General features: G+C 57.4%; 28 protein-coding genes. 7 read left to right on the top strand and 21 right to left on the bottom strand.

Features of this window, described 5'->3' with window-relative positions:
* Positions 1 to 16: 16 nt before the first annotated feature.
* The 3 genes from D3871_RS12025 to D3871_RS12040 all read right to left on the bottom strand — a co-directional run bounded on the left by D3871_RS12025 (position 17) and on the right by D3871_RS12040 (position 3,264).
* On the bottom strand, positions 17 to 946 hold the full coding sequence (locus D3871_RS12025) for a branched-chain amino acid ABC transporter permease (RefSeq protein WP_119769103.1): 930 nt from the start codon (positions 944 to 946) through the stop codon (positions 17 to 19).
* An 875-nt stretch (positions 947 to 1,821) separates the two neighbouring features.
* Complete coding sequence (ispH, locus tag D3871_RS12035) at positions 1,822 to 2,760, bottom strand: 4-hydroxy-3-methylbut-2-enyl diphosphate reductase (protein WP_119769105.1); 939 nt, start codon at positions 2,758 to 2,760, stop codon at positions 1,822 to 1,824.
* A 48-nt stretch (positions 2,761 to 2,808) separates the two neighbouring features.
* Positions 2,809 to 3,264, bottom strand: coding sequence for an FKBP-type peptidyl-prolyl cis-trans isomerase (locus D3871_RS12040; RefSeq protein ID WP_119769106.1), 456 nt, complete (start codon positions 3,262 to 3,264; stop codon positions 2,809 to 2,811).
* Between the two features lie 155 nt (positions 3,265 to 3,419).
* Between D3871_RS12040 and radC the strand changes: the two genes are divergently transcribed.
* The 3 genes from radC (at position 3,420) to rpmG (ending at position 4,660) form a co-directional block, all read left to right on the top strand.
* A complete protein-coding gene (gene radC, locus D3871_RS12045) occupies positions 3,420 to 4,094 on the top strand; it encodes a RadC family protein (protein WP_119769107.1) in 675 nt (224 codons plus the stop codon).
* 138 nt (positions 4,095 to 4,232) lie between these two features.
* Positions 4,233 to 4,469, top strand: a complete 237-nt coding sequence (rpmB, locus tag D3871_RS12050; protein WP_041296590.1) for a 50S ribosomal protein L28 — start codon at positions 4,233 to 4,235, stop codon at positions 4,467 to 4,469.
* Between the two features lie 23 nt (positions 4,470 to 4,492).
* Positions 4,493 to 4,660 carry a 50S ribosomal protein L33 gene (rpmG, locus tag D3871_RS12055; protein ID WP_057292919.1) on the top strand — a complete coding sequence of 56 codons (168 nt, stop codon included), beginning with the start codon at positions 4,493 to 4,495 and terminating at the stop codon, positions 4,658 to 4,660.
* Between the two features lie 158 nt (positions 4,661 to 4,818).
* Here rpmG and D3871_RS12060 read toward each other — a convergent pair whose 3' ends face one another.
* From D3871_RS12060 to D3871_RS12090, 7 genes are all read right to left on the bottom strand, one after another.
* Complete coding sequence (locus D3871_RS12060; protein ID WP_119769108.1) at positions 4,819 to 6,012, bottom strand: DesA family fatty acid desaturase; 1,194 nt, start codon at positions 6,010 to 6,012, stop codon at positions 4,819 to 4,821.
* Between the two features lie 121 nt (positions 6,013 to 6,133).
* Complete coding sequence (locus D3871_RS12065) at positions 6,134 to 7,471, bottom strand: mechanosensitive ion channel family protein (protein ID WP_199724760.1); 1,338 nt, start codon at positions 7,469 to 7,471, stop codon at positions 6,134 to 6,136.
* Positions 7,468 to 8,037, bottom strand: a complete 570-nt coding sequence (locus tag D3871_RS12070; protein WP_119769109.1) for a phospholipase D family nuclease — start codon at positions 8,035 to 8,037, stop codon at positions 7,468 to 7,470. The genes D3871_RS12065 and D3871_RS12070 overlap by 4 nt, the downstream gene beginning before the upstream one ends.
* Positions 8,034 to 9,290, bottom strand: a complete 1,257-nt coding sequence (locus D3871_RS12075) for an RsmB/NOP family class I SAM-dependent RNA methyltransferase (protein ID WP_119769110.1) — start codon at positions 9,288 to 9,290, stop codon at positions 8,034 to 8,036. The genes D3871_RS12070 and D3871_RS12075 overlap by 4 nt, the downstream gene beginning before the upstream one ends.
* 15 nt (positions 9,291 to 9,305) lie before the next feature.
* Positions 9,306 to 9,926 (bottom strand): phosphoribosylglycinamide formyltransferase, encoded by a 621-nt coding sequence (purN, locus tag D3871_RS12080; protein ID WP_119770042.1) that lies wholly within the window; start codon positions 9,924 to 9,926, stop codon positions 9,306 to 9,308.
* Between the two features lie 104 nt (positions 9,927 to 10,030).
* Positions 10,031 to 10,489: a barstar family protein gene (locus tag D3871_RS12085; protein WP_420799641.1), complete on the bottom strand. Its 459-nt coding sequence runs from the start codon at positions 10,487 to 10,489 to the stop codon at positions 10,031 to 10,033.
* A 4-nt stretch (positions 10,490 to 10,493) separates the two neighbouring features.
* Positions 10,494 to 10,832, bottom strand: a complete 339-nt coding sequence (locus D3871_RS12090; protein WP_338016839.1) for a guanyl-specific ribonuclease — start codon at positions 10,830 to 10,832, stop codon at positions 10,494 to 10,496.
* A gap of 330 nt (positions 10,833 to 11,162) precedes the next feature.
* On the opposite strand from D3871_RS12090, the gene D3871_RS12095 reads away from it, so the two are divergent.
* A complete protein-coding gene (locus tag D3871_RS12095; RefSeq protein ID WP_233575590.1) occupies positions 11,163 to 11,468 on the top strand; it encodes a hypothetical protein in 306 nt (101 codons plus the stop codon).
* 15 nt (positions 11,469 to 11,483) lie between these two features.
* On the opposite strand, the gene D3871_RS12100 is transcribed toward D3871_RS12095, so the two are convergent.
* The 10 genes from D3871_RS12100 to D3871_RS12145 form a co-directional block, all read right to left on the bottom strand.
* Complete coding sequence (locus tag D3871_RS12100) at positions 11,484 to 12,707, bottom strand: patatin-like phospholipase family protein (protein ID WP_119769114.1); 1,224 nt, start codon at positions 12,705 to 12,707, stop codon at positions 11,484 to 11,486.
* 115 nt (positions 12,708 to 12,822) lie between these two features.
* Entirely contained in the window at positions 12,823 to 14,628 is a 1,806-nt protein-coding gene (ggt, locus tag D3871_RS12105; protein ID WP_119769115.1) for a gamma-glutamyltransferase, read from the bottom strand.
* 220 nt (positions 14,629 to 14,848) lie between these two features.
* Positions 14,849 to 15,607, bottom strand: coding sequence for a 3-hydroxyacyl-CoA dehydrogenase (locus D3871_RS12110; protein WP_119769116.1), 759 nt, complete (start codon positions 15,605 to 15,607; stop codon positions 14,849 to 14,851).
* A 146-nt stretch (positions 15,608 to 15,753) separates the two neighbouring features.
* Entirely contained in the window at positions 15,754 to 17,880 is a 2,127-nt protein-coding gene (locus D3871_RS12115) for a sodium-translocating pyrophosphatase (protein WP_119769117.1), read from the bottom strand.
* Positions 17,881 to 18,217: 337 nt separating this feature from the next.
* The gene (gene adk / locus D3871_RS12120) at positions 18,218 to 18,874 is read right to left on the bottom strand and encodes an adenylate kinase (RefSeq protein WP_119769118.1); all 657 of its coding nucleotides are present in this window, start codon (positions 18,872 to 18,874) and stop codon (positions 18,218 to 18,220) included.
* Between the two features lie 137 nt (positions 18,875 to 19,011).
* A complete protein-coding gene (gene kdsB / locus D3871_RS12125; protein ID WP_119769119.1) occupies positions 19,012 to 19,770 on the bottom strand; it encodes a 3-deoxy-manno-octulosonate cytidylyltransferase in 759 nt (252 codons plus the stop codon).
* A 92-nt stretch (positions 19,771 to 19,862) separates the two neighbouring features.
* The gene (locus D3871_RS12130; protein ID WP_119769120.1) at positions 19,863 to 20,051 is read right to left on the bottom strand and encodes a Trm112 family protein; all 189 of its coding nucleotides are present in this window, start codon (positions 20,049 to 20,051) and stop codon (positions 19,863 to 19,865) included.
* Entirely contained in the window at positions 20,032 to 21,048 is a 1,017-nt protein-coding gene (gene lpxK / locus D3871_RS12135; RefSeq protein WP_119769121.1) for a tetraacyldisaccharide 4'-kinase, read from the bottom strand. The genes D3871_RS12130 and lpxK overlap by 20 nt, the downstream gene beginning before the upstream one ends.
* A complete protein-coding gene (locus D3871_RS12140; RefSeq protein ID WP_119769122.1) occupies positions 21,045 to 21,479 on the bottom strand; it encodes an ExbD/TolR family protein in 435 nt (144 codons plus the stop codon). The genes lpxK and D3871_RS12140 overlap by 4 nt, the downstream gene beginning before the upstream one ends.
* A gap of 9 nt (positions 21,480 to 21,488) precedes the next feature.
* The gene (locus D3871_RS12145; RefSeq protein ID WP_119769123.1) at positions 21,489 to 22,094 is read right to left on the bottom strand and encodes a MotA/TolQ/ExbB proton channel family protein; all 606 of its coding nucleotides are present in this window, start codon (positions 22,092 to 22,094) and stop codon (positions 21,489 to 21,491) included.
* 311 nt (positions 22,095 to 22,405) lie between these two features.
* Between D3871_RS12145 and xseA the strand changes: the two genes are divergently transcribed.
* The 3 genes from xseA (at position 22,406) to D3871_RS12160 (ending at position 25,029) form a co-directional block, all read left to right on the top strand.
* Positions 22,406 to 23,767 (top strand): exodeoxyribonuclease VII large subunit, encoded by a 1,362-nt coding sequence (gene xseA, locus D3871_RS12150; protein WP_119769124.1) that lies wholly within the window; start codon positions 22,406 to 22,408, stop codon positions 23,765 to 23,767.
* Between the two features lie 127 nt (positions 23,768 to 23,894).
* Complete coding sequence (gene sodB, locus D3871_RS12155; RefSeq protein WP_119769125.1) at positions 23,895 to 24,473, top strand: superoxide dismutase [Fe]; 579 nt, start codon at positions 23,895 to 23,897, stop codon at positions 24,471 to 24,473.
* A gap of 328 nt (positions 24,474 to 24,801) precedes the next feature.
* Positions 24,802 to 25,029 (top strand): hypothetical protein, encoded by a 228-nt coding sequence (locus tag D3871_RS12160; protein WP_119769126.1) that lies wholly within the window; start codon positions 24,802 to 24,804, stop codon positions 25,027 to 25,029.
* Positions 25,030 to 25,107: 78 nt separating this feature from the next.
* Here the strand turns inward: D3871_RS12160 and D3871_RS12165 are convergent, their stop codons facing one another.
* Positions 25,108 to 26,070: a LysR family transcriptional regulator gene (locus D3871_RS12165; RefSeq protein WP_119769127.1), complete on the bottom strand. Its 963-nt coding sequence runs from the start codon at positions 26,068 to 26,070 to the stop codon at positions 25,108 to 25,110.
* Positions 26,071 to 26,195: the final 125 nt, after the last annotated feature.

Here is a 26,195-nt window from a genome sequence, read left to right on the forward strand (position 1 = left end):
AATCTCTCCTTTACGCTTAAGCACGATCCGCAACACGTTCGCCCATGATGCCGGACGGACGTAGTGTGAGCACGATAATAAGCACGATGAATGCAAAGATGTCCTGGTAATGGCTGCCGAGGAAACCGCCGGTCAAGTCGCCGATGTAACCGGCGCCCAGACTTTCGATCAAGCCAAGCAGAATGCCGCCGACCATCGCGCCATAAATGTTTCCGATACCGCCGAGCACCGCAGCGGAGAAGGCCTTGAGACCCGGCACGAAGCCCATCGCAAATTGAGCGGATGAATAGTTGGCGCCCCACATGACGCCAGCCACGGCGGCAAGCGCCGCGCCAATGGCAAAGGTCATGACGATCACCTTGTTGGAATCCACGCCCATCAGTCCGGCCACGCGCGGATTTTCAGCCGTAGCCCGCATTGCCCGGCCCATACGGGTCCGTTCGACCAGGAGCACTAGCCCGACCATCGCAGCCGTTGCCAGAATCAGGAGCATGACCTGGGTCTGGGAAATCAGCGCGCCGGCAATATTGAACGATTCCGCAGGCATGACTTGCGGGAAAGGAATCGGGCTGCGGCCCCAGATCATCATTGCAAATGTCTGCAGCAGGATAGAAACGCCGATCGCCGTGATCAGCGGAGCGAGACGAGGCGCATTGCGCAGACGGCGATAGGCGACCCGTTCAATGATGATATTGACAATTATGCACACGGGAATGGCGCCCGCGATTGCAATGCTCAACTTGACGACACCGGGCAGATCCGGCGCGACAGTTTGCAAAATCTTCAGGATTGTCACGCCCACCATCGCCCCTATCATCAACACATCGCCATGGGCAAAGTTGATCAGGTTAAGGACGCCGTACACCATCGTGTAACCCAGCGCGACCAGCGCATACATGCTTCCCAGCACTAGTCCATTGATGATTTGTTGGATAAAGGTATCCATAGTTTGCCTACTCTCTATTAAGGATCTTCAAATCGTTTTACAAATTCGCTGCGTAGATGATGTGCGGTGCAGCAAGACTTGTTCAGATAATAAAAACGGCACCCGGATGAAATCGTCAGGGGTGCCGCGGGCGTTATCTATTTTTATCGGAAGAAGCATGCCGCAACCTTGCGAGTGGCTTGGGCGTTATTGATGCGCATGATCGTGTCTCCTGTTTCCGTCTTTGGTAAAAACTTTTTATAGTTGTGCAGCCTTGTGAGCTCGCCTATTGGGGCGGCATTATACCCAACATGTTCCCGTAAGAAACATCAGCACTTTAGAGGAATGTTTTCAATTTGCGACACTCATCGCCGCGACTACATTCGATGCCAAATTGCAAATGTTCAAACTTCCAGCGGGAGCAGACGCAAAAATTCGCAAGCGTTTGAGTTTGCCGCTTCACATATAACGCGAATGTTTACGTTATATCCAAAACGACAAAAATGTCCTTGAAAATTTACAGACCAGTTGAAGGTCTGGAGCTTTTTTCAAGCACTGCACAAACTGAAAGGGGCGAATATTCGCATTACGACTACTACCTTAGCCGGCAGCAATCATAACGAGGAAAGGAAAAAACAATCGATGGAAAAAAAGAAGGTGGTCTGAATATAATTCCGGCGGGGTAGCGGCCATATACCGGCCGCACAAATAATCAACGCCGCATTCGAGTAGCTTCACCCTGACTGTGCCGTCGATGCCGGACGCTTTGCCCGCGGCACGGCGTTGTCGCGGGGCCGCCGAGGCCTCCTTGCCATGGCTCGCCATGTCGCGTCGCCGCGCCTTGTTCCACAGGCAAATCGCCTCGGCCTCGCCTAGCAAGTCAGGGCGAAACTACTCTAGACACGGCTTGCCGTCAGCCCTTTCGGCATGGGGAAAGTAACGTGCTCTTCCACCCCATCGAGAGTGCGAACGCTCTTTGCGCCCAGCTCTTTCAAGCGATTGATGACGGCCTCTACCAAGATTTCGGGAGCCGATGCTCCGGCCGTGACGCCAATGCGGTGCTTGCCTTCAAGCCAGCTCGGGTCGATTTGCTCGGCTTTGTCGACCATGTAGGCGTCAGCGCCTTTCTTCTCCGCGACCTCGCGCAGGCGATTCGAATTCGAACTGTTGGGACTGCCGACCACGATCACCACTTCCACCTGGGGTGCCATGAACTTGACCGCTTCCTGGCGATTGGTCGTGGCATAGCAGATGTCGCCCTTTTTGGGTTCGGCGATACCGGGGAATTTTCGCTTGAGTGCAGCAATCACATCGGCGGTATCGTCGACCGACAAGGTGGTTTGCGACACGTAGGCCAGCATTCCGGGATCGCGCACCTTCAATGCTTCGACATCGCAAACCGTCTCTACCAAGTGCATGCCTTCTTCGGACTGGCCCATGGTGCCTTCCACTTCGGGATGACCGTCATGTCCGATCATGATGATTTCGCGACCTTCGCGCCGCATCTTGGCGACTTCCACATGAACCTTGGTCACCAAAGGACAGGTTGCATCGAACACCCGGAGACCGCGGGCCTCAGCCTCGGCCTGCACCGCCTTGGATACCCCATGCGCTGAAAAGATCACGGTGTTGCCGGTTGGCACTTCCTCAAGGCTTTCAACAAAAATGGCTCCCTTGCTGCGCAGGTCCGCCACCACATAGGCGTTATGCACAATCTCATGGCGAACGTAAATGGGCGCGCCGAACTGCTCCAGTGCCCGCTCGACTATGTCGATTGCACGGTCGACGCCGGCGCAGAAGCCGCGCGGCTGGGCCAGCAAGATTTCCTTATCCATTTTTCTATCCTAAATGCTTTTTACTGCCATATCCGATCAAGCCGGATGTCAAAGTATGCCGATGATCTTTACTTCGAACTTTACCGATTGTCCGGCCAGCGGATGATTGAAGTCGAACAGCGCGGTGTCGTCATCGATGGCGCGCAACACGCCGGCAAACCGCCCCCCGCTGGGCGCGGCAAACTCGACCAGGTCGCCGATCACATATTCTTCGCCAAAATTCGAATTTTCAGTTAGCGTAGCCCGCGACACATGCTGGACCAGTTCAGGATTACGCGGACCGAATGCCTTTTCGGGGGATAGTTCAAAGGTTTGATGCGTGCCTTCTTGCAGGCCGATCAGACAAGCTTCCAGAAATGGAGCAAGCTGACCGTTTCCAAGCTGTAGTGTCGCCGGATTTTCTTCAAATGTGCTGACGATACTGGTCCCGTCCATTGCCGCAAGGCGGTAATGCAAGGTCAGGTAAGCGGATTCGGTAACGATGGGCTGGAGGGAGTTCTGCATAACGAGGCTGGATCGGATGGTAACCCGTTATTGTAAGCGACGATGCGACTTGCGCAGCGCAATGCACATTCCAGAGAAAGTTGATTTGATTGCAATTTTTATAACATTCACACATATAATTGCGGCACCCGCCTCAATAACCAGTATGGAGTGTCATGGCAATCAACCATTGGCCGGAAGACCAGCGTCCGCGCGAACGCCTGGTGCGGCATGGCGCGCAACAGCTTTCGGATGCCGAATTGCTTGCGGTATTTTTACGCGTCGGCGTCAGCGGCAAAAGCGCCGTCGATCTCGGACGCGACATGCTGAGCCACTTTGGTTCATTAAACGGCCTTTTCAGCGCAAGCCTGAGCGATTTTTCCTGCGTACACGGCCTCGGCCCGGCAAAGTTCGCGCAGTTGCAGGCTGTACTTGAACTGGCGCGCCGCTCGATCAGCGAAGATCTGAAAGCTGGCGATGTATTGAGTTCGCCGCAAGCGGTTCGTCAGTATCTGCAACTGATGCTGGCGAAAAAAGCCTACGAATCTTTCGCCGTTCTCTTCCTCGATGTAAAAAACCGCCTGATCAGGGCCGAGGAGCTCTTTCGCGGCAGTTTGATGCATACCAGCGTCTATCCACGCGAGGTTGTAAAAGCCGCGCTATCGCATAATGCGGCGGGCGTTATCGTCGCGCATAACCACCCGTCCGGCAGCCCCGAACCAAGCGCGGCTGATCGCATGCTGACCAAGTCGCTGCAGCAGGCGCTGGGCCTTGTCGATGTACGGGTGCTCGATCATTTTGTCGTTGCCGGCAGCCGTGTTTACTCGTTTGCGGAACATGGGGAAATCTAAATATTGACACTTCCCGCAAATTGTTAAATTTAACGAATAACAAAAGACACAATTGTTTTTCGCAAGTCATTGAAAATCCACATTTTTTTGGCTATACTCTCGTTTTTTCCAATTCTGGAATCTTTTAAGGAGTGAACCATGGCACGTGTTTGCCAAGTGACCGGGAAGGGGCCGATGGTCGGCAACAACGTTTCCCATGCGAACAACAAGACCAAGCGTCGCTTTTTGCCAAACCTGCAAAACCGCCGTATTTTTGTTGAATCGGAAAACCGTTGGGTTTCGCTGCGTCTCTCCAACGCCGGCCTGCGCGTGATCGACAAGATCGGCATCGATGCCGTCCTCGCTGACATGCGTGCCCGCGGCGAAAAAGTCTAAGCGGAAAACTTTAGGAAATCATCATGGCAAAATCTAACCGCGACAAAATCAAGCTGGAATCGACCGCAGGTACCGGTCATTTCTATACCACCACCAAGAACAAGCGCACCATGCCGGAAAAAATGGCGATCATGAAGTTCGATCCCAAGGCGCGCAAGCATGTGGAATACAAAGAGACCAAGATCAAATAATTTTGCTCTCCGCGCATTAGCGTAATAAAAAAGCCGTTCTCTGAACGGCTTTTTTGTTTTCAGACGTCAATCCTGCGCGGTGCCTTAGCTACTTGATAGCGCAAAAAAACGGCCCGGTATTCCGGGCCGTTTTAATTTCTTCGCGCAGGGATCAGTAATCAGGCGTAGCTACGCAGCCTCAGCGAGAACTCCTGCAATGCGCGAATACCCGATGCTTCCGCTCTCGCGCACCAATCCTGCAATTGCTGCAGCAACTGTTCGCGACTAGAGTTGGAACGCTCCCAGATCGCACCTAGTTCGACACGCATTTCATGCATGGTCTGCAAAGCCTTGCTGTGCGCGAAAAGCTCAGTCAGCTGTTGCTGTTGCGGCGCAGCCAGCTTACCGGGTTCACGCTGCAGCAGCTTGCCGGATGATTTCAGAAACTTGTGTTCAAGCTTGCCTTTGCCCGCCAGATGCTCCATTTCGTCACGCCATGCGCGCTTGATCGATTTTGCATACTTCGCCATCACGTCGTAGCGGTTAGCGATAACCGACTGCAAGGTGTCGAGGTCGGCCACGCGCTTTTCACGGTTGAACTTTGGCTCAGGTGCGACTTTTTTCACCTTTGCAAGGCCCAGGGTTTCCAGGATGCGGATATACATCCAGCCGATGTCGAATTCGTACCACTTGGAAGACAATTTGGCCGAAGTACCGAAAGTATGGTGATTGTTGTGCAATTCTTCGCCGCCAATAATGATACCGATCGGGAAGATATTGGTCGCCGCATCAGTGCAATCGTAATTGCGATAGCCCCAGTAGTGACCGATGCCATTGATGATGCCGGCCGCCGTTACCGGAATCCACAGCATTTGCACCGCCCAGACGCTCAAGCCGACAACACCGAACAGCATCAGGTCGATAATCAGCATCAGGCCCACGCCTTGCCAGCTGTACTTGCTGTAGAGATTGCGCTCGACCCAGTCGTCCGGAGTACCATGACCATACTTTTCCACGGTCTCTTTGTTCTTGGATTCAGCGCGGTAAAGCTCGGCGCCTTCAAACAAGACTTTCTTGATGCCACGCGTTACCGGGCTATGCGGATCGTCTTCTGTCTCGCATTTTGCGTGATGCTTGCGATGAATCGCCGCCCATTCCTTGGTGACCATACCGGTGGTCAGCCAAAGCCAGAAGCGGAAAAAGTGACTGGGGATCGCATGCAGGTCGAGGGCGCGGTGCGCTTGGCAGCGATGCAGATAAATGGTGACGGCGGCGATCGTGATATGGGTCGCGATCAGGGTAAATGCGACGATTTCCCAGCCGGATGCACCGGTAAGGCCGTTGGACAGAAAGTTCAGTGCTACGTCAAGCATAGTGGTTTCTATGATGGATACTCCAGTTGAATACATCGGGGTTCTTGCTTATCAAGTAAATAACGAGCTTTTCACTTGAAAAACAACGTCCTATCTGCATTTTGGTGCAGATTGTACGCTGTTATGGCGCCTCGGTGACGGGCATTTTGGAGGAAATGCTGCGCTCCAAGCCTGGAGGCAGATCCAGGATCCTGACTTCGCGCTGCGGATATGACACTTCAATTTGATGTTTTTGCAAACTTTTCCAGATTGCCCGGTTCAACTCAGACAAAACATTTGACCTTCCGTTCTCGGGATCCGCGATCCATATCCCAAGTTCGAGCTCGAATCCGTCGGGATCGAAGCGTATGAGCAACGCCTGGGGTGCCGGGTCTTTCAGAATGCGTGAAATCGGCGCCGCCGCTTCTTCAAACAGCCTAAGAGCCAGATCGATATCTGTTTGATAGGAAACGGTGAGCCGTGTCGCCAGACGCAACGAACGGTCGGTCAATGAATAGTTCTGCACAGGGTTGGAAATCAGCATTTCATTCGGCACCACCGTCTCTATGCCATCGAAACCTCGCACAATCGTATAGCGTGTATTGATCTGGGTTATCTGCCCCGAATATTTGTCGACGTTGACAATATCGCCAATCGCAAGGCTGCGCTCGATCAGGATGACGAACCCCGACACGTAACTGCTAACGATCTTTTGCAAGCCGAGACCAAGCCCGACGCCAAGCGCACCGCCAAATACCGATAGCACTGTGAGGTCGATACCGACAAGTGACAGGCTAATCAGTACCGCAAGCAGGATCAACACGGCGCGCCCCATTCGCGCCATGACGGCGCGGACCGAGGAGTGCATACCGTCAATGCGCATCAAACGCTCTTCGAGCGCCGCACCGGCCCATAGGGCAAACATCAAGGTGACGACGACAGACGCCGCTGCTTGAGCAACGACCAGGAGCGACGCCTTGTGGCGGCCGACAGGAATGGCGGTCTTTTCAAGGTATTCGATCAAATCCGGCCAGAGACCCGTGACATAAAGCGCGACGCCGCACCACACCACCGTAGCGAATACTTTTTCGAATAGCAGTACCAGAGCACCGGCCTCACCGCCGCGCGCAAATACGCGGCGCAATATATAAAAAGCCAGCCGGATCAAGGCGAACGAACCTACCAATGGTAACGCCAGGCGTAGCAGGTTGACAGGCATCCACTGCTGTAGAACCAGTTTGGACAAGGCGATCAAGCCGAGCGCCAGCAATGGCGCCAGTACACGCGAAAAGCTTTCCACTCCCAGGCGCATCACGCGCAGTTGTACGTCATGCGACGTCAGCCGTCCGCGCAGCATGCGCGCCAAGGCCCAGCCCAGCCCCAGGCTAATGAGCAAAGCGCTGATCTGCCACAGCAGGTTGGAATCATGCAAATCGGCCCACAAGTCGGACAGGAGGATGGAAAGCAGGTTTTGTTTCATTTCTTGTAAGGTGTCGCGTCGTTTTTGTGGCGCTCCCAGTTTTGCGCGTAGCGTGCCGCCAATGCAGGATTATTCCGTGCGATCAGCAGGTTTTCCGCATTCTTATGCTGGGCCGTCCAGGTGAAATTGAAACTGCCGGTCATGACCACGGCGCGCGGACTTGCGGCATCGATGACCATGACCTTGTTGTGCGCGTTCTGGTATTTCGTCTCAAGCCAGACGGGAATGCCGCCAGCCGCCAGTTTCGGCGCTACCGAGGACTCCACTCTTTCCAGTTGATCGGCATCGACCATGACGCGTACGTCGATACCGCGGCGGTGTGCTGCCAGGAGCGTAGTGGCGATTTTCTTGCTGGTCAACAGGTAGGCCTGGACCAGCACCTGCTGCCGGGCGCCATCGATAACCTCAATGATGGCCCCCTCGATATTGTCGCCGGGCGAAAAAAGGGGCTGCAGCGAACCCTGCGCTGCAAGCGGCACGGGCCGTTCGGTTTGCGAAGATGCCGCTGCGACAAACAGCGGAAAAAAGCACAGCGCGATCGATGCCGCACATGACTTCAGGCTCATTTCTTCCGCTCGAAGACTGCGGCAAAAAAGCCGTCGGTATGGTGAAGGTGCGGCGAAAGTTTCAGATAATCCTGCATTTCGAGAGCTATCTTTTGCTCAAGCAGAACGTCTTTCATCGGCACCAGAGTAAATCCCTCGTGCGTCGCCAGGAACTGCTGTGCCACTGCCTCGTTTTCTTCGTCGAGCAGACTGCAGGTCGCATACACGAGCCGGCCGCCGGGTTTGAGCAGGCGCGCCGCACTGGCAAGAATCGAGACCTGCTTGGCATTGAGTTCGACGATGGACTCCGGTGTCTGACGCCATTTCATGTCCGGATTGCGGCGCAGCGTACCGAGGCCGCTGCAGGGTGCGTCGACTAGTACACGATCGATCTTCGATGCCAGGCGTTTGACCTTGGCGTCGTTTTCATGGGCGATCAGCACAGGATGGACATTGGACAGGCCGCTGCGCGCAAGACGCGGTTTAAGTTTGCTCAGCCTCTTTTCGGAGACGTCGAATGCATAGAGGCGACCGGTGTTGCGCATTGCCGCGCCAATACCAAGCGTTTTGCCACCGGCGCCGGCACAGAAGTCCACCACCATCTCGCCGCGCTTTGCGCCAAGGATGTGCGTGAGTAGCTGACTGCCTTCATCCTGTACCTCAATTGCGCCTTCCTTGAACAAAGGCAGGTTCTGCAGCGCCGGCTTTTTCCTCACGCGAATGCCGAGCGGTGCATAGGGCGTAGGCTCGCAAACGATGGGCGCCTTGGCCAGTTCGGCGATCACGTCTTCGCGTTTCCATTTCAATGCATTGACGCGCAAGTCCAGCGGGGCCGGACGGTTGAGCGCATCGGCAAGTTCCAGCGTCGCCGCCTCACCGTCCCGCGCGACCAGCTTGTCAAACAGCCATTGCGGCAGGTTCGCGCGCAGGGTGACCGGCAGGCTGGCGCGGTCGATCTGGGCAATGCGCTGCAGCCATTCCGTCTCTTCCGCCGACAGGCTGCCAAGATTATCAACGCCTGCCGCGTCCGCCAGTCCCAGCAAGGCCAGGCGGCGCATCGCCGGCCCATAGCCGGACTCGGCAAAGCTGGCGTATGCAAGCTTGTTGCGCAATACCGCATACACACCTTCCGCAATCGCATTTCGCTCGCGCGATCCCAGCTTGGGATGCTCGCGAAAATATCGGGAAATAATGACGTCAGCCGGGCCGGTAAAGCGCAATACCTCGCGCAGGACTTCTTCGGCAGCGCCAACCACCGCAGGATGCAATCTCATGGATACTCTTTCTTTTCAGGCGGGCTGGGCCGCATCCGCAATGTGGACCAGTCCGCTGTCGATGGATAAACGTCCTTCAACGTACCAGCGTACCGCCCGCGGATAAATGACATGTTCCTCGACCAGCACGCGTTCGGCCAGCGAGTGTTCGCTGTCGCCCGGCAGGACCGGCACCGCCGCCTGCGCGACGATCGGTCCATGGTCCAGCTCGGCCGTGACAAAGTGAACGGTCGCGCCATGCACCTTGACGCCGGCCGCAAGGGCTTGACTATGCGTGGCCAGACCGGGAAAACTCGGCAGCAGGGATGGATGAATATTGAGCATGCGGCCGTCGTAATGTTCTACCAATGCCGGCGTCAGTATCCGCATGAATCCTGCGAGTACGACCAGATCGGGAGAAAACCGGTCGATTGCCACGCGCAGTGCGGCATCGAAGGCTTCGCGCGACGGAAATTCCTTGCTGACGATGACTTCGGTCGGAATGCCATGGCTGGCAGCGAACGCCAGGCCTTCGGCATCCGCACGGTTGCTGATCACAGCCGCAATCCGGCACGGCCAGCCTTCGGCTTGGGCGGCGCGGACTATCGCTTGCATATTGCTGCCGCGTCCGGAAATCAGGATGACGATATTTTTCATGGCGCGCATTTTACCGTACCGGCCTGCCTCCTCCCGTCCGGTCCAAATAAAAAAGCCGGCGCATGGCCGGCTTGCTGAGGCATTTCGCGCCAGGACCAATGAAGCTATTGAAAGGAATAGAACACGCGGAAAGCGACCTTCTTTTCTGCCCAAAAGTCCGCCGCATCGCGGAATACATCCAGCAGAGTTTCCCGTGCTTCCCTATCGAACTTGGGCGTGTTGGGTAATTGCTCAATAACAATAAGAAAACCAGGCTGAGGCCCGGCCTTATACACCAGGTCGGTCAGGCAATCGCTCAATGCATCGAAGTTCTTGCCAAAGTGCTTGGGAAAGTGAAAAGCGCTGGCGATGCAGGCGAGTACTTGCTGCTTTGTTGTTGCCTCAGCGCAATACGCGTATAAAAAGTGTTGTCCAAGACGCGCCGCTTCGTCCTGCAATTCCGATACCCGGAAAGCGCGGATGGACTGTACCAGATTGGGCGGTACGGTTTTGAACAAGCTCATGTCTTCCTCGGATGGGGGAATGAGGTTCATGGGTTCTCTATCCGTTAACTCGGTTCGCATGTTCTTACTCTTTGATGCGTCTGAAAGTCGCGTAATGATCATCGGTATAGTAGTACTCGCCCGAGGACACCGGATCTCCACCGCTCACGATGCGCCGGGCTCCGCGATTGCGTGCGCCTGGGGTTTTGACCGTGTACTCGTGATAATACCCACGCTTCTGTTTTGGCAGGTTTCCTTCAAAATTCCTGAACACCCGTCCGTCCTTCGCATATGGGAATGGCCCTCCGCGCTTGATCAGTTCAAGTGTCTGTCGCGCTTCCCGCGGCAACTCGGCCACCGGTACAACGCCGGATTGAGCCATTTCTTTGGCAAAAACATTTAGCGAAAGAAACAGGATTGCCATGCATAGCAACCACTTGCTCAAAAACTGCCGGCCCATTGCGCTGCCCAAATGTTGAAAGAGTTGAATTGAAAACGAATCCACGGATACCGTAGGGTAACTGCTTGTCAAATGCGAATCAACCCTGTTTGCCTCAAATATGGTAAGCGTTTCTCCTAGATGTCATATTGACAAGTTCAAAAACTCCCAGTGTGCCGCCTAAGATCTCCAAGATCTGTTACCAAACAAATCCCTCACAATTTGTTGCAGTTTTTACTTGCTTCAGAACAATTGTGGCTGGTCATGAACAATGCAAATCAAGTTTAATAATGTGAAGCAAACATCAAGGAAAATATGATGCTGAAGCAACCGATCTGTTCCACTCTGCGTGTCCTTGCGGGCGCATTTCTCCTTTCGGCCGCGCCCTTCGCGCTGGCCGGAGGCCACCCGGACGTCAACTGGTCGATCAATATCGGTTCAGGCTACTCGGCCCCTCGAATCTATACGCCGGCTCCGGCCGTGGTTTATGTCCAACCGCAACCCGTCTATGTGCAGCCTGCGACGGTTGTATCCTACGGATACCCGTATTACGGCGACGGTCATCGCCACAAGCATAAACATAAGCATAAACACCACTGGAAACACCACCACGAAGATTGATTATCCGACAGGCGCTTATGCGGAGTGCGCGAGCGCCGCACGATTTGCCGGTAACCCTGCCGCGTGCTCCGGCATGTCGAAGAAGGCCAGAACATCGTCGCGCCGGGCCAAGGCATCCCTTCGGCCCAGTCTGATCAATTCCCCGGTATAGCTGGATTCGAACAACAGGTAGGATGCCAGCGCCGCGCCGCGTGCTTCGGTCGCCCCTATTCCGCCAAGCAGCATCCTGACTGGTCGCGGCAGGCTGCCTACCCGCCGGCTGGCGATCTCGTCCAGCCGTTCCGATGGCGCAATCGTCAGCATCTGTATCGGGCGCAAAGGCGTCTTCGCTCGCTGTTCTTCGGTCAGCATGGACAAGGTCAGATTTACCCGCGTCATGCGTTCAATATCGACCGCCAAACTATCCAAAAAGATGCTGGAAAGCGCATGGCCGGCAATTTGCGCCAGACTGGGATATTGCGCAGGCCCGGCATTCTCGGGCAGCCGTTCATTCAGACGCCCCGCGCCGATCACCAAGACCTTGTCCGCGCCCAGATGGATGGCCGGCGAAATCGGTGCCAGTTGGCGCATCGACCCGTCGCCGAAGTATTCCCTCCGGCCTTCGCAATAAATCGGCGTCGCCGGAAAGATCAAGGGAATAGCCGACGATGCCAGCAAATGCTCCACTGCGATCTGGCTACGCAAGGCCATGCGCTGCGACCGGACCCATGGCTCGATCTTGGCCTCGCTCTGGAAAAAAGTGATATGGCGGCCAGCCGAATAAGAAGAAGCGGTGACCGCCAATGCATGAAGCTTCCCATCCATCAGCGCCGCGTCAAGGCGTGGAAAGTTAAGCATCCTGTTAAGCAGCGTGATCAGCGGCGTGTTGTCCAGCAGCGAATTGGGAGGATTGGCTTTCCATTTGCGTAACAGCCAGCCGAAAGACATCAGCGAAAGCCATTTCGCTCCCGAGCGCAGCACGCCGAGCGAATCGGCACGGTACACCTGCTCCGCCGTGAAGTGCTCCCACACCCGCAACACCTTTTGCAAGCCTTCTTCGAAATTGTCGGCGTGGCAGGCAAGTGCAGTCGCATTGATGGCGCCGGCTGAAGTACCGCAAATGATATCGTAGGGATTGCGTTCGGGCTCCCAGCCCGCGTCGCGCAGGATAGAAGAGACGCCGTCGAGCACGCCTACCTGATAAGCTGCCCGGGCGCCCCCTCCTGTCAGGACAAGTCCTGTTTTTTTGCCGTCTCTCATAGCCAGAGAGTATCAGGCAAGGCCGCATTTGGGGAGTACGGCATCGGCGATGCGCAGTGAAAACAACGCTGCTGCATCATGCTGCGCCGCCGCCATTTGCAATCTTGATAAAGCGTCAGTCTCCCTTGACGATACCTTCGCGGCGCGGATCGGCGCCGCCGAACCACATTTCTTCGCCATGGATATTCATGCGCATGATGCCCTGCAAACCGGAGGTCTGCTCCATGACACGGACATTATGTCCCTTGGCCTTGAGCTGCTCGATCAGGGCCTCGCTCACCCTGCCCTGCTCCAGTTCGGTCGGTCCATTGCGGCTGCCGAAGTTCGGAAGGCTGATCGCCTGCTGAACATTCAGACCCCAGTCCAGCGTGCCGATCAGGACTTTGCCGACATAATTGATGATTGCCGAGCCGCCGGGCGAGCCGGTCGACATCACCAGCTTCTTGCTTCCCTTTTCGAATACAAAGGTAGGCGCCATCGAACTGCGCGGACGCTTGCCGGGCTGTACCCGGTTGGCGATCGGGCCATTGGCATCGGAGGCATCGAAGGAAAAATCGGTCAGCTGGTTATTCAACAGGAAGCCACGCACCATTTGCCGCGCGCCGAATGCATCTTCGATCGTCGTGGTCATCGAAATCGCACTGCCCTTCGCATCGACAATCGAGATATGCGACGTCGACGGCAATTCGGGTGAGTTGTCGACACCAAGCGCCAGAGCTGTCGCAGGCGGCACGCCGAACGCGGCGGTTCCCATCGACTTGTCGGTGATCAGGGCCGCTCTTCCGGCGAGATAGCGCTTGTCCACCAAGGCCTTGACACTGTTCCCCGGGAGCGGCACGAAATCGGTGTCGGCCACATACCGTCCGCGGTCCGCATAGGCGAGCCGCCCCGCTTCGGAAAACAGATGAATCGCATCGGCACTGAGCGCGCCATTGACCGGCGCAAACCTGCCGATGTCTTTCGCTTCGAGCATGCCCAACATCTGGGCGATCGCAATACCGCCGGACGATGGCGGCGGCATCCCGCACACGGTCCACGACCGGTAGTCGGTACAGATCGGTTCGCGCAACTTTGCCTGGTAGCCGCCGATATCGGCGGAGGTCAGCATGCCGGGATTGGTCGGATGGCTTTTGACCTTGGCCTCGATATCGCGGGCGATCTGGCCCTTGTAAAAGGCATCGGCGCCGCCGCTTGCGATATCGTGCAGCACCCGGGCGAGCTCGGGATTTTTCAGCACATGCCCGACCGGCCAGGGATTGCCGTCCCTGTCATAAAAATAGGCGGCGGCGACAGGATCTTTTTTCAGGAATTGCTCTGCCTTGAGCATGGTATTCAAGCGCGGGCTGACCGCAAATCCCTGCTCCGCCAATGCGATTGCCGGCGCAAACAGCGACGCCCAGGGTAGCTTGCCATACTGCTTGTGCGCCATTTCAAGCATGCGCAGTACGCCGGGTGCGCCGACCGAACGGCCGCCGACCACGCCTTCATGGAAGCTCATTGCCTTGCTCGTCGCAGCCTGGAACAATTGCTCGGTCGCCGCCGCAGGCGCCGTCTCGCGCCCGTCGAACGCTTTGATCGTACTGCCGTCGAAATGCATCAGGAAAGCGCCGCCGCCGATACCGGACGATTGCGGCTCGACCAGGCCAAGAACCATTTGTACCGCGATGGCCGCGTCGATCGCAGAGCCGCCGGCGCGCAATACCTGGTACCCGGCATCAGTGGCCAAGGGATTTGCCGCAGCAACCATGTATTTTTTTGCGGCCCAGCCCGGCTTGTCGGTATACCCGGAAGCAATCTCGGGCGCCTGCATTCCCGCCGGCTGTTTTGCAGCGGGCGCCGGTTGTGTTGCGGGTTGATTGCTTGCGCATGCGGCAAGAAAGACAGGCAGCGCGGCGAGCAGGAATATTCTTGTTCTGATCATGGCCAACTCCACGGAAAAACAAACGATTGGTTCAGCCGGAGGAGTGGCTACGGCGCACCTTCGCCAAGTCGTCCGGACGGTTTGCCAGTCTAATTTGCCTGCGGACGGCTGTCATGCGCAAATGCTGGATAAATGCAGACGTCTTGAGATCGCTCACCGTGCGAAGGAAACCTGCAGGGGCACAACATGGGAACGCACAGGGCTCCCATGTTGTGCAGCCTTACTTCGGCTGCATGCGGATAGCGCCATCGAGGCGGATCGTCTCGCCGTTTAGCATCGGATTTTCGATGATGGTGCGGGCGAGATGCGCATACTCAGACGGTTTGCCGAGGCGAGACGGGAACGGCACCATGCGGCCAAGCGCATCCTGGACTTCCTGCGGCATGCCAAGCAGCATCGGCGTTTCAAAGATACCGGGAGCAATCGTCATGACACGAATGCCATTGCGCGACAGGTCGCGCGCCATCGGCAGCGTCAGGCCGACCACGCCGGCTTTCGACGCGCCATAGGCTGCCTGGCCGATCTGGCCGTCATAGGCAGCTACCGATGCGGTGTTGACGATGACACCACGTTCGCCATACTCGTTGCCTTCGGTCTTGGACATGGCATCGGCCGCGAGGCGCGACATGTTGAATGTACCGACAAGATTGATGCTGACGACACGCTGGAAGACGTCGAGCGGATGCGGGCCGTCTTTCCCCACGGTCTTGATGGCAGGCGCCACGCCGGCGCAATTGATCAGGCCGCGCAAGGTCCCCATTCCGACAGCGGCATCGACCACCGCCTTGCCGTCTGCTTCGGAAGTCACATCGCACTTGACGAAGCGGCCGCCAAGTTCGGTCGCCAGCTTTTCGCCGACGTCGACTTGCACGTCCGCCAATACTACCTTGCCACCGTTATCGACGATCATGCGGGCGGTTGCTGCACCCAGGCCGGATGCGCCGCCGGTAATGATGAATACGCTGTTTTGGATCTGCATTTGTTCCTCTTTTCTGAACGGAAATATGGTCGTGGTGCGCTATGACGTTTACGTTAACGTAAGACGTGCGATTGTAGCGAACTTTTTGCCGGAAAAGCAAAGGCGGCCGCAGCCGCCTTTCTTCAAGCGCGTTGAAATCCGGATATCTATTGCTTGGGCGCCGACGCATCAGGGGCCATCGGCGTGCTGACGGGCGCCGTCATTGGCGCCGGCGCATGTACGCCGGTGGCCTGGGGCGCTGTCGCCGGCAGCAAGGGAACCAGCAGCAGTGCAACGATGTTGATAATCTTGATCAACGGATTGACCGCCGGACCGGCCGTGTCCTTGTAAGGGTCGCCGACCGTATCGCCGGTAACGGCAGCCTTGTGTGCATCGGAGCCTTTGCCGCCGTGATGGCCGTCTTCGATATATTTTTTGGCGTTGTCCCAGGCGCCGCCGCCGGTCGTCATGGAAATCGCCACGAACAGGCCGGTGATGATGGTTCCCATCAGCAGGCCGCCAAGCGCCGCCGGCCCCAACAGCATGCCGACCAGGATCGGCACGACCACGGGCAGCAAGGAGGGAATGATCATTTCCTTGATCGCCGATGCGGTCAGCATATCGACCGCCTTGTCGTATTCCGGCTTGCCCGAGCCATCCATGATGCCCTTGATATCGCGGAACTGCCGGCGCACTTCGATCACCACTGCGCCCGCCGCGCGGCCGACCGCTTCCATCGCCATTGCGCCGAACAGGTAGGGAATCAGGCCGCCGATGAACAGGCCAACGATGACCATGGGATTGGACAGGTCGAACGAGGTGCTCTTGCCAACCGAATCGAGCGCATGCGTATAGTCGGCGAACAGCACCAGCGCGGCAAGACCGGCCGAGCCGATCGCATAGCCTTTGGTGACAGCCTTGGTGGTATTGCCGACGGCATCGAGCGGATCGGTGATTGCACGCACCGAAGCGGGCAGCTCCGACATTTCGGCTATGCCGCCGGCGTTGTCGGTAATCGGGCCGTAGGCGTCAAGCGCCACAATGATGCCGGCCATGGACAGCATGGCAGTCGCAGCAATGGCTACGCCGTAGAGCCCGGCCAGCCAGTAAGTCACCAGTATCGCCGCGCAGACCGCCAATACCGGATAGGCGGTAGCCTTCATCGACACGCCCAGACCGGCGATGATGTTGGTGCCATGGCCGGTAGTGGAGGCTTCGGCGATGTGCCGTACCGGCTTGAAATCGGTGCCGGTGTAATACTCGGTGATATAGACCATCAATCCGGTCAGGACGATGCCGACCACGGCCGATCCCATCAGCGGTATACGCATCGCTTCCGGCATCACGCGCCAAGTTACGACGGCAAAACCGATCAACGACAGGCCGGCCGCCCACCACAAGCCGGTGTACAGTGCGGACATGATTTTCCTGCCAGGCTTGGCCTTGACCATCCAGCAGCCGACGATGGAGGCAGGAATGGATACCGCCGCCAGCAACAGTGGATACAGTACCGCTTCCATTTCCGCTCCCTTGACCACCAAGGCGCCGAGCAGCATCGTCGCAATCAGCGTGACGACATAGGTTTCGAACAGGTCGGCGGCCATGCCTGCACAGTCGCCGACATTGTCCCCGACGTTATCGGCAATGACTGCGGGGTTGCGCGGATCGTCTTCGGGAATGCCGGCTTCGACCTTACCCACCAGATCGGCACCGACATCGGCCCCCTTGGTGAAGATTCCGCCGCCAAGACGCGCGAAGATGGAGATCAGCGAAGCACCGAAACCGAGGCCGATCAAGGGTTTGAGGACGTCATGCATCGTTGTCGCGTTGCCCTGCCCCGCATTGGCGAGATACCAGTAAAACAGTACGACGCCGAGCAGGCCGAGTCCGGCCACCAGCATGCCGGTAATCGCCCCGCCGCGAAACGCGACATCGAGCGCCTCGTTCATACCCTTGGTGGCGGCTTGCGCGGTGCGCACATTGGCGCGCACCGACACGTTCATGCCGATGAAGCCGCAGGCGCCCGACAATACCGCGCCGATGAGGAAGCCGGCAGCGGTCTTGAGTCCGAGTCCGGGAAGTATGGCGATCAGGATGAAAAGCGCGACGCCGACTATCGCAATCGTACGGTACTGTCGCCCGAGGTAAGCGGCGGCGCCCTGTTGAATCGCAAGCGCGATTTCCTGCATGCGGGCATTGCCGGCTTCCTGCTTCAGAATCCAGCTTCGGGACATCAGTCCGTAGATGACGGCAAGTACACCGCACGCTACGGCAAACCACAATCCTGCTGCCATATCGACTCCTCCATTGTTGTTCACGACAAAGTTAAAACAACGACCACGTTCCGGAGGATCCCGGCACTACCTTCACGCTATTCAATAGCGGTGTAGCGACTGCCGCGGTCCTGCGGATTCATGCACTGCAAAACTTTTACGCAACCTGCTGAAGCTCATCGTATCGGTAGCGACGGTCGCTGCTACCTGACAATCCTGTTCTGGTTCCTGCTATAGCTGTCCTGAGGGGACATGCATCCGAAGGGACATGCATGCTGTTTGTCGATTGGGCTCAATCGTCCCGATTAGGTTCAGCATGCGGAAAACAAAAAAGCGGACATGTGTCCGCTTTTTGTGATTACTCAGCCAAGGCTGCAAAGGATTTATCCCGGATCGTTTCCACCGGTCCGACACCTTCAATTTTTCGATATTTCGGGGCGCCGGGTTGTCCGGACTGTGCCCACTTGTTGTAATAGCCGACCAGCACTTCTGTTTGCTCGTGATAGACGGCAAGGCGCTTGCGCACGGTTTCTTCCTTGTCGTCGTCGCGCTGGATCAGTTCTTCGCCGGTCAAATCGTCCTTGCCGGCTTGTTTCGGCGGATTGAAAGCGACGTGATAGGTGCGACCGGACGGCTGGTGCACACGGCGGCCGCTCATGCGTTCGATGATGGCGGTATCGGGTACGTCGATTTCAAGCACGTAGTCGATGGCAACGCCTGCATCCTTCATTGCATCCGCCTGCGGGATCGTACGCGGAAAACCGTCGAACAGGTAACCATTCGCGCAGTCATCCTGCTTGAGCCGGTCCTTGACCAGGCCGATGATGATGTCGTCCGATACCAGACCACCCGCATCCATGACTTTCTTGGCTTCGATACCAAGCGGGGTACCGGCCTTCACAGCGGCGCGCAGCATGTCTCCGGTCGAGATCTGCGGGATGTTGAATTTTTCCTTAATGAAATTCGCTTGCGTGCCCTTACCGGCACCTGGCGCTCCTAAAAGGATGAGACGCATGACATTTTCCTAGACTGGTTTTAAATTCTTTATGGTGCGGGATACGAGTCCCAGCAAAAGCATGTTTGTATCACGCCAACTTTTCATGAAACTTACCACAGAATCATGTTTCACCGGCAGACCGCACTCGATTTCTTCTATTTTCCTTGACCAAACCAAGCCCGCACGCGGGCCAGGTCTTCGGGCGTATCGACGCCCGCCGCAGGTGGTCCAGAGGTCACATGGACGGCAATCGGAAACCCGTGCCACAGCACACGCAACTGCTCCAGCGCCTCGACCTGCTCCAGCGGCGATATCGCGAGCCGCGGATAGCCCTGGAGGAATGCATTGCGAAAGGCATACAAACCGATATGGCGCAACGGCTGGTACCCGGAAGGCATGGTTTCGCGCGATTGCGCGAATCCGTCACGGTGCCAGGGAATGGTCGCCCGTGAGAAATACAAAGCCCTGCCGTTCTTGTCGAGTACGACCTTTACCACGTTGGGATTGAAGGCGTCTGCAGCATCCTGTATCGGATGCGCGGCGGTCGCCATTGGCACATCGGCGCTGATCAGCGCTCCGGTCGCGGCGATCAATTCAGGAGAAATCAGCGGTTCGTCGCCCTGCACATTGACGATGACAGCGTCGTCAGGCAACCCCATCGCGGCCGCCACTTCGGCAATCCGATCGGTGCCCGAGGGATGGTCGGCTCGCGTCATGTACACCTCGACACCATGCGCGGTGCAGGCCGCCATGATATCGACATGGTCGGTCGCAACGGCTACCCGTGCCGCCCCGGACTGCATGGCCCGCTCGGCCACGCGCACCACCATGGGCTTGCCGCCGATATCGGCGAGCGGCTTGTTGGGCAGGCGGGTGGACGCCAGACGCGCCGGGATAATGACGGTAAATGGCATGACAGTGTTTTACTAATAGGCAGAGTGATCGGCGCCGCAGCGTAGCGGCAGAAGTCGACGTCTCAAGACGGTCGACTGCCGTAAGTGAGGCTTCAGGAGTCGGCCGGCGTGCGGGGGGCGTTCAGGTCGCGCGCTTCGTCGGCCCACATGATCGGAATACCGTCGCGGATCGCGTAGGCCAGCTTGTCCGGATTGCAGATCAGTTCCTGCGCGGCCTTGTCGTACTCAAGAGGCCCCTTGCAGAGCGGGCAAACCAGGATATCAAGCAGTCGGGCGTCCACGACATTTCTCCACTATTCGTTTTGCGAGCGCGCTGTCGATGCGCGCTGTCACAGGCACGACCCACAGCCGCGGGTCGGTTTTCATCGTATCAATCTGCGTACATTTTACTGCATCCTTCTCGGTGATCAGGATGATATCGGCGGGCAGGCGCGCAAACGGGTTGTCGGCGTAATCATAATGATCCGGCAAAGGCAGCGGTTCTATCGTCAGCCCAGCCTTTTTCAGCATGCCGAAAAAGCGGGCCGGATTACCGATTCCGGCCGCGGCGACAATGCGCGGCGCCCTGATATTGCCGAGCGGGATGGCATGCCCACGGTCGGACAGTCGCTCCGCGACCTCGCCGGACAGTTGCATGCGATATGCCGGCGGCAGAACAAGCGGCGGCAGATGAGCGGCATTGACCACGGTGAAATCGCGCGGACGCGCCGCCGGTTCGCGCAGCGGGCCGGCCGGCAGCATCCAGCCATTGCCATCGCCACGCTCGTCGCACATAACGATTTCCACGTCGCGCTCTAGCGCGTAATGCTGCAAACCGTCGTCCGACACGATCACATCGACCGCCGGATGCGCGGCAAGCAGCGCCTGGGCGACCGCGACCCGGTCACGTCCGATCATGACCGGACATCCGGCGCGTGCGGCAATCAGGGCCGGTTCGTCGCCTACCTGTGCCGGCCTGGCGTCAGGTCCGACCTCGACCGGAAGTGCATTTTTGCCGCCGTATCCGCGCGAAATGACGCCGGGAGAAAAGCCTGCCGCACGTAGTTGTTCAATCAGCCAGATCGTGAATGGCGTTTTCCCGGTGCCGCCGACGAATACATTGCCAACGATAATTACCGGCACCGGCAGGCGGGTGCTGCGCAACCAGCCCGCACGATAGAGTGCGCGACGGAGCGACACCAGTAGCCGAAACAGCAGCGAAACCGGAAACAGCAGGCAGGCAAGAGGCCCGCGCCGACGCCAGGCGCGAGCGAGGACGGATTCCGCCGGCGACGTCATTTCTTGCCGCTGGCTTGGGCGGCAAACGTGACCCTGTCAAAACCGGCAAGGCGCGCCGCCTCAAGGACATTGATGACCGACTGGTGCGCGGCGGTCGCATCGGCATTGATGATGATGACCGGATCCTTCTTCGACTGGCCGCCTGCGCCCGCGGCGTTTTTGAGTTCTTCGGCCAGCCCGGCGGCGTCTCGCGCGGCGACCTTGGCATTATCGACGGCGTAATGGCCTTGCGCATCCACACCCACGTTGATTTCTTGCGGTTGTTCCATTGCCTTTTCAGCATCTGCAGTGGGCAATGTGATTTGCAGCGCGGTGAATTTGCTGTAAGTCGTCGTCACCATGAGGAAGATCAGGATGACGAGCAGCACGTCGATGAAGGGAATCAGGTTAATCTCGGGATCTTCCCTGCCCTTGCCTTTGCGGAAATTCATGGCGCGGCCTTATTTGCGGTTGCCGTGGACAATGTCGACAAATTTGACGGCCTGCTGTTCCATATCGACGATGAAGCTGTCGACCAATGCGCGGAAGTGGCGATAGAAAACCAGGGTCGGCATTGCAATCGCCAGCCCGAAACCGGTGTTGTACAAGGCAACCGAGATGCCGTGCGCCAGTTGCGCCGGATTGGCGCCGCCGGCGTTCTGGGAACCGAAAATCTCGATCATGCCAACGACGGTGCCAAACAGGCCCATCAATGGTGCCAGCGTCGCGATGGTGCCGAGCGTGGTAAGAAAGCGCTCGAGCTGATGCGCGGTGCCGCGGCCAGCTTCCTCTATGGTTTCCTTCATCACGTCGCGCGGCGCATCGACATTGCGCAGACCTGCGGCCAGCACACGGCCCAGCGGCGAATTCTGCTCCAGGTTGGTGATGACTTCCGGCCCGATCTTGCCATTGTGATAAACCCGAATGACATCGTCCAGCAGGTTGATGGGCAGAATGCGGCTGCGGCGCAGGTACAATACGCGCTCGATGATCAATGCCAGTCCGATAACGGAAGCGATCAGCAGCGGCCAGATCGGCCAGCCGGCAGCTTGAATAATGGCGAGCAAAACAGGCTCCTTGGGTTCATTTCAGTCGGATGCAGAATGTATCGTGTTGAGCCGATGTGAGCAAGACCGGGACGCCTGTGCATCCTGGCGACTTGTTAAGCGTGCTTGTGGATAACTTTGTGGGCAACACGCCGAGAATGAAGAAAAGTGGTTGATTTTTAAGGCTTTTTGATTTCTGCCCGGAAAGTAAGCATCTTTTGGCATTTCATATAAATCAAGGGCTTACGCCACTTCAAAGTTGATTGTAACCAACTGTGACAGCCAAATGACTCTGTGGTGCGCCTGTGGACAGGTGCCCTTTAGGAACCTGCATGAACATTGATGCCTTGAATGAAGATACCCCTGCAGCGCCTCCAGTGCTGACCGTCTCGGCCCTGAACCAGGCAGTGGCGCGCATGCTCGAACGAAGCTTTCCGCTGGCCTGGATATCGGGTGAAATTTCGAACTTCACGCGCGCCGCGTCCGGTCATTGGTACTTCACCCTCAAGGATGAATCGGCCCAGGTACGCGCGGTCATGTTCCGTGGACGCGCCCAGTACGCGGGCTTTATGCCGCGCGAGGGCGACAAGGTCGAAGTGCGCGCATTGGTCACTTTGTATGCCCCGCGCGGCGATTACCAGCTGAACGTGGAAGCAATCCGTCGTGCCGGCGTGGGCAATCTCTATGAAGCCTTTTTACGTCTCAAGGAAAAGCTGAATGCAGAAGGCTTGTTCGATCCCGCCCGCAAGCGCCCGCTCGCCCTGTTTGCGCGCACGATAGGCATCGTGACCAGCCCGCAGGCTGCCGCCTTGCGCGACATTCTGACCACCTTCCGACGCCGGGCACCCCATGTCAGCGTTATTCTTTACCCAACCCCGGTCCAGGGTGAAGGAGCCGCGCAAAAGATTGCGCAGGCAATTGACACCGCTTCCGCGCGCGCCGAAGTCGATACCCTGCTGGTCTGCCGCGGCGGCGGCAGTATCGAGGATCTGTGGTCATTCAACGAGGAAGTCGTCGCCCGGGCGATCGCGAACTGCGCGATGCCGGTCATTGCGGGCGTCGGTCACGAAACCGATTTTACGATCGCCGATTTTGTCGCCGACCTGCGCGCGCCGACTCCGACCGCTGCGGCTGAAATGGCAGCCGCGCCGCGCGCCGACTGGCTGGCCGTGCTCGAAACACATGCCGACGACCTGACTCGCACGCTGCGGCGCCATCTCGCCGACACTTCGCAGACACTGGACTGGCTATCGCACCGGCTGATCAGTCCAGCCGCACATATTTCGCACGAACGGCTCAGATTGCAGGCTTTGCAAACCCGTCTTGCCCACGCGACCGACACGCCGCTGCGCCAGGCACGTTTCGCGGTTAGCCAGTTGCAAACTCGGTTGCATGCGCAATTGCCCAAGACCGCAAACCTGCGCGCGAAAATCGATGGCAATGCGCGGCGCCTGGCCACGCGCATGACCACCCTGTCCGCAAACAAGCGACAAACGCTTGCGGCGCAGCATGCACAGCTCGAGTTGCTTAATCCACAACGTACGCTGGAACGGGGTTATGCGATGGTGGTCGACCCGAAAGGCCGGATCATCCGGTCGCCCGACGACCTGCACCCACGCGAAACCGTCACCATCCGCCTGGCAAAAGGCGCGGCCGAAGTGGGAATCGCCAGCGTACAACCCACGCTCGATTGATACATTTGCCCAAGGCCGGCTGCAATACTTGGAATAGCATGGCGGGCATGCAGGCTCGCCACTTCCGACATACAATTGAGCTCTTTCAAAAACAACATCAACCGCCCGAAGAAAGAAAGGAAGCCAAATGGAACATACACTGCCACCTTTGCCCTATGCGATGGATGCACTGCAGCCGCACATCTCCAAGGAAACCCTGGAATATCACTATGGCAAGCATCATCAGACCTATGTGACCAACCTGAACAACCTGATCAAGGGCACTGAGTTTGAAAACGCTTCCCTCGAAGACATCGTCAAGAAGTCCTCGGGGGGCGTATTCAACAATTCCGCCCAGGTCTGGAACCACACCTTCTTCTGGAACTGCATGAAGCCAAACGGCGGCGGCGCTCCGAGCGGCGCGGTCGCGGACGCGATCAATGCCAAATGGGGTTCCTTCGACAAGTTCAAGGAAGAATTCACCAAGTCCTGCGTGACCAACTTCGGTTCCGGCTGGACATGGCTGGTCAAGAAAGCCGACGGCTCGGTCGACATCGTCAACACCTCGAATGCCGGCACACCGCTGACTACTTCCGACAAGCCGCTGCTGACCTGCGACGTGTGGGAACACGCGTATTACATCGATTACCGCAATGCCCGTCCGAAGTTCGTCGAGGCATTCTGGAATCTGGTGAACTGGGATTTTGTTGGAAAGAACTTTGCCTGATCCGGCATCGTTTTCCACACAGATCCGATAAAGCCCGCAATGCGGGCTTTATTTTTTTCATGATGCCCGTCAGATCGAGCCTTTCAACGATAGGCCGTAGCTCCCCCTTCACCCCATCCTGCAACCGGCTCCGCGGCATTCCTGTACCCGTATGGCAACGAATACCTCTGGAACGGATGTTGCAACATGCTTCAGCAAATTCCGCACTATGGGAACGGACGCTCTACCGTCGCGGCGTTGCGCCGCCCATCTCCAGGTTGACCGACTGCGGACGGTAAAAAATACAAGCGGCACAAGCCTGCAGGATCGTTTTTAAGGAGCATTACATATGACCATCGACAATCAAGAACCGAATCCCCCGCACTCTCCGCCCGAGATTCCAGTCACGCCAAATCCGGTTCCCGAAATTCCGCCCGTCACCCAGCCGGAACCGGAAGTCGCGCCTCCACTGGATCCGATCGCACCTCCCGGTCCGCAAGGTCCCGAGATCGTGCCCGATCCTTCGCCTCCGGAATTTCCATCAACCGTAGGGCAGGTTACCGCATTGTGGGAATAGCACGTTTACCAGAAACGCTTGCACGCAAATAGCTTGGCATGGGCTGTCGCTTCGTTGCCATAGGCACAAAGCCCCAACTTACTTGCTTTTACGCGCCCGGTTCAGTCTCGCCGCATCACGGTGAAATGCCTCCAGTTGCTGACGCACCACCTGCTGGCCGTTTTCGATCACAAAATCCTGGAATGCGGCGGCCACCGTGGGAATGGCCTTGTCGGTCAGGTGCATGACATACCAGTCCGCTTCCACCGGGTTCTCCGGCATCGGCAGCATGCGCGCGAGGCCTGCTTCGAATTCCAACGTACAGGCATGCACCGACAGGAAGGCGACGCCAAGCCCTGCCACCACCATACGCTTGATCGCTTCATTGCTCGACAATTCGGATCCGATGCGTAACGGATAAGCGGCCTCCTTGAACAGGCGCTCGACCGCGGTACGCGTGCCCGATCCGCGCTCGCGCACCAGCAGATTGGCGTCCATGATATCGGCCAGGGAGACACGCTTCTTTTTCATCAGCGGATGATCGGGACTGGCGATGAAGGCCATCGGATGACGCGCAAAGCGTGCAGCGTTCGTGCGCAACTCGCGCGGCGGCGTGCCCATGATTGCGAGATCGATTTCATGCTTGGTAAGCATGCTGACAATTTCATTGCGATTACCCACTTGCAGCTTGATACGCACGCCCGGCCGCGCCGTGGTGAACTGCACCAGCATCGGCGGCAACAGATATTCCGCGGTAGTGATCGCACCGATACGCAAGGTGCCGCTGATCACGCCTTTCAATGCGGCGACTTCATCGGCGGCTTCCTGCCACAGCCGCAATATCCTGTCGGCAAAATCCACCATGACTTCGCCAGCCGCCGTGAGCTGAATACCGCGTCCTACCTTGCGGGTCAGCGGCGTGCCGGCGGCTTCTTCCAGCATGCGCAACTGCAACGACACCGCCGGCTGTGTCACATGCAATGCCTCGGCCGCACGTGAAACGCTTTCGTGTCGCGAAACAAGTAGCAGTGCTTCGAGCTGTTTGAAGCTCGCTGGATTCATATCGTTTTCCTTATCAATTATCTATAAAAATTAATTTTTCTTTTCAATGGCTTACGCTTATATTAACAGCGTACACGATATATCCAACTAACCGATGCCCTTGCGGCAACTCATTCAGGCGATAA

The organism is Noviherbaspirillum saxi, assembly GCF_003591035.1.
Lineage (GTDB): Bacteria > Pseudomonadota > Gammaproteobacteria > Burkholderiales > Burkholderiaceae_D > Noviherbaspirillum > Noviherbaspirillum saxi.

Excerpts from the sequence above, each read along its gene's own strand:
- D3871_RS12025 (WP_119769103.1), bottom strand. The coding sequence starts at position 946 with ATGGATACCTTTATCCAACAAATCATCAATGGACTAGTGCTGGGAAGC.
- ispH (WP_119769105.1), bottom strand. The coding sequence starts at position 2,760 with ATGGATAAGGAAATCTTGCTGGCCCAGCCGCGCGGCTTCTGCGCCGGC.
- D3871_RS12040 (WP_119769106.1), bottom strand. The coding sequence starts at position 3,264 with ATGCAGAACTCCCTCCAGCCCATCGTTACCGAATCCGCTTACCTGACC.
- radC (WP_119769107.1), top strand. The coding sequence starts at position 3,420 with ATGGCAATCAACCATTGGCCGGAAGACCAGCGTCCGCGCGAACGCCTG.
- rpmB (WP_041296590.1), top strand. The coding sequence starts at position 4,233 with ATGGCACGTGTTTGCCAAGTGACCGGGAAGGGGCCGATGGTCGGCAAC.
- rpmG (WP_057292919.1), top strand. The coding sequence starts at position 4,493 with ATGGCAAAATCTAACCGCGACAAAATCAAGCTGGAATCGACCGCAGGT.
- D3871_RS12060 (WP_119769108.1), bottom strand. The coding sequence starts at position 6,012 with ATGCTTGACGTAGCACTGAACTTTCTGTCCAACGGCCTTACCGGTGCA.
- D3871_RS12065 (WP_199724760.1), bottom strand. The coding sequence starts at position 7,471 with ATGAAACAAAACCTGCTTTCCATCCTCCTGTCCGACTTGTGGGCCGAT.
- D3871_RS12070 (WP_119769109.1), bottom strand. The coding sequence starts at position 8,037 with ATGAGCCTGAAGTCATGTGCGGCATCGATCGCGCTGTGCTTTTTTCCG.
- D3871_RS12075 (WP_119769110.1), bottom strand. The coding sequence starts at position 9,290 with ATGAGATTGCATCCTGCGGTGGTTGGCGCTGCCGAAGAAGTCCTGCGC.
- purN (WP_119770042.1), bottom strand. The coding sequence starts at position 9,926 with ATGAAAAATATCGTCATCCTGATTTCCGGACGCGGCAGCAATATGCAA.
- D3871_RS12085 (WP_420799641.1), bottom strand. The coding sequence starts at position 10,489 with ATGCGAACCGAGTTAACGGATAGAGAACCCATGAACCTCATTCCCCCA.
- D3871_RS12090 (WP_338016839.1), bottom strand. The coding sequence starts at position 10,832 with ATGGCAATCCTGTTTCTTTCGCTAAATGTTTTTGCCAAAGAAATGGCT.
- D3871_RS12095 (WP_233575590.1), top strand. The coding sequence starts at position 11,163 with ATGATGCTGAAGCAACCGATCTGTTCCACTCTGCGTGTCCTTGCGGGC.
- D3871_RS12100 (WP_119769114.1), bottom strand. The coding sequence starts at position 12,707 with ATGAGAGACGGCAAAAAAACAGGACTTGTCCTGACAGGAGGGGGCGCC.
- ggt (WP_119769115.1), bottom strand. The coding sequence starts at position 14,628 with ATGATCAGAACAAGAATATTCCTGCTCGCCGCGCTGCCTGTCTTTCTT.
- D3871_RS12110 (WP_119769116.1), bottom strand. The coding sequence starts at position 15,607 with ATGCAGATCCAAAACAGCGTATTCATCATTACCGGCGGCGCATCCGGC.
- D3871_RS12115 (WP_119769117.1), bottom strand. The coding sequence starts at position 17,880 with ATGGCAGCAGGATTGTGGTTTGCCGTAGCGTGCGGTGTACTTGCCGTC.
- adk (WP_119769118.1), bottom strand. The coding sequence starts at position 18,874 with ATGCGTCTCATCCTTTTAGGAGCGCCAGGTGCCGGTAAGGGCACGCAA.
- kdsB (WP_119769119.1), bottom strand. The coding sequence starts at position 19,770 with ATGCCATTTACCGTCATTATCCCGGCGCGTCTGGCGTCCACCCGCCTG.
- lpxK (WP_119769121.1), bottom strand. The coding sequence starts at position 21,048 with ATGACGTCGCCGGCGGAATCCGTCCTCGCTCGCGCCTGGCGTCGGCGC.
- D3871_RS12140 (WP_119769122.1), bottom strand. The coding sequence starts at position 21,479 with ATGAATTTCCGCAAAGGCAAGGGCAGGGAAGATCCCGAGATTAACCTG.
- xseA (WP_119769124.1), top strand. The coding sequence starts at position 22,406 with ATGAACATTGATGCCTTGAATGAAGATACCCCTGCAGCGCCTCCAGTG.
- sodB (WP_119769125.1), top strand. The coding sequence starts at position 23,895 with ATGGAACATACACTGCCACCTTTGCCCTATGCGATGGATGCACTGCAG.
- D3871_RS12160 (WP_119769126.1), top strand. The coding sequence starts at position 24,802 with ATGACCATCGACAATCAAGAACCGAATCCCCCGCACTCTCCGCCCGAG.
- D3871_RS12165 (WP_119769127.1), bottom strand. The coding sequence starts at position 26,070 with ATGAATCCAGCGAGCTTCAAACAGCTCGAAGCACTGCTACTTGTTTCG.